This is a genomic window from Propionivibrio sp., from assembly GCF_049316945.1.
Taxonomy (GTDB): domain Bacteria; phylum Pseudomonadota; class Gammaproteobacteria; order Burkholderiales; family Rhodocyclaceae; genus Propionivibrio.
Genome location: NZ_JBMOJE010000366.1, coordinates 1 through 1,745 on the forward strand (window position 1 = coordinate 1; position 1,745 = coordinate 1,745).

The 1,745-nt window shown below is 54.7% G+C and carries 2 protein-coding genes; one reads left to right on the forward strand and one right to left on the reverse strand.

The window, feature by feature from the left end:
* Positions 1–188: hypothetical protein (locus tag ACOYNV_RS28200; RefSeq protein ID WP_422903141.1), on the reverse strand; the 188-nt coding region annotated here is incomplete at its 3' end.
* A gap of 92 nt (positions 189–280) precedes the next feature.
* Between ACOYNV_RS28200 and ACOYNV_RS28205 the strand changes: the two genes are divergently transcribed.
* The coding region (locus ACOYNV_RS28205) for an ISNCY family transposase (RefSeq protein WP_422903142.1) at positions 281–1,745 on the forward strand (1,465 nt) is incomplete at its 3' end.

The following is a 1,745-nucleotide window of genomic DNA, read 5'->3' on the forward strand; positions in this document are numbered from 1 at the left end:
TAGTGCTGGACCGAAAACTCTTCAACCCCAACAACAGCAAAGGATTCGGTTGTTTTTCCTTCGGCGAGGAATTGACCACGGAAGGGGAAAATGAGGCTGGATGCACGGAAATACTGTGCTGGAAGCCAATATTGGTGTGAATCTTCGCGTAAAAAATATGAGCTTGATCTCTGTGAAAAAATCTTCATTCCATTCCGGAATGCCTGGCTTCTGTAGACCATAGGCATTATAATTACCGCTTCCGCAAGACAAGTTCATGCAACTTTTCCGGAGGCAGGCGATGTGCGTTGTCCAAAACAGCCAGATGCACTTTGGCGAAGTCGATATATCCAAGATGGTTTTCGACCCTAAATCACGCGATGACATCCCCAAGATTCTGAGAGGCTTGCAGTTCGTCTACACGAATATTCCGCTGCGCACCTCAATATTCGAATTGCTGGAAAGCCGGATCGCACCGAAGGTCAGCAAGGCCACTGGCCGCCCCGGCATGCCGCTATGGACGATTCTTGTCTGCGGGACGATTCGCCTCGATTTGAACTGCGACTACGACCGCCTGCATGAACTCGTCAATCACCACAACACCCTGCGCGCGATGCTTGGGCACGGCGCTTTTGACGATCTCCGTTACCACTACCAGACGCTCAAAGACAACGTCGGCCTGCTCACCCCGGAACTTCTGGGCGAGATCAATGAACGGGTCGTTCAAGCCGGGCATGTCCTGGTTAAAAAAAAGGACGGCGAAGCGCTGCGTGGGCGTTGCGACTCCTTTGTGCTTGAAACGAATGTGCACTTCCCCACCGACATCAACCTGCTGTTTGATGCCATGCGCAAAACCATCACCCTCACCGCGCAATGGTGCGACGACCTTGCCCTCACTGACTGGCGCCAGCACGAGTACAACCTCAGGCACGTCAAACGCCTCATGCGCACGGCACAAAACAAGAAACGCAGCAAGGCCACCTCACCGGAACGGGCGGAGAAGAACGAAGCGCTCATCATCGCCGCGCATCAGGACTATCTGACGGTTGCACAAACGTATCTGGACAAGGCCCGCCAGACCCTCACCATGATCGAACACCAAGGATTGGCCAACGTAGTCGATCTGGTGCGGAAATTTGAAATCGAAGGATTCATGGCCCACGCCGACCGCCAGATTGACCAGATCCGCCGCCGCGTCATTCTCGGCGAAGTCATCGCCCACGACGAGAAAGTCTTCTCGATCTTTGAACCGCACACCGAATGGATCAGCAAGGGCAAAGCTGGTGTCCCCGTGGAACTGGGCGTCAAGGTGTGCATCGTCGAAGACCAGTACCAATTCATCCTGCACCATCATGTGATGCAAAAGCAGACCGACGATCAAGTGGCGGTCGCCATGGTGACCCAGGCACAAAAGCGCTTCCCGAACTTGAATGCCTGCAGTTTTGACAAAGGCTTTCACTCACCGGCGAATCAGATCGCCTTAAAAGAGCATTTGGACCTGGTGGTTTTGCCCCGAAAAGGCCGGTTGAGCAAACAGGCGCAGGAAGAAGAACAGGCCGAGGCGTTCGTCAAAGCCCGCCGTGCGCACTCGGCGGTGGAGTCGGCAATCAACGGGTTGGAAGTGCATGGCCTGGACGTCTGCCCGGATCATGGTATTGACGGCTTCAAGCGCTACGTGGCCCTGGCGGTGCTGGCGCGGAATATTCACCGCATAGGCGAGATTCTGTGGCAGCAGGATAAGAAGCGTGAGCAGCGCAAAACCCACT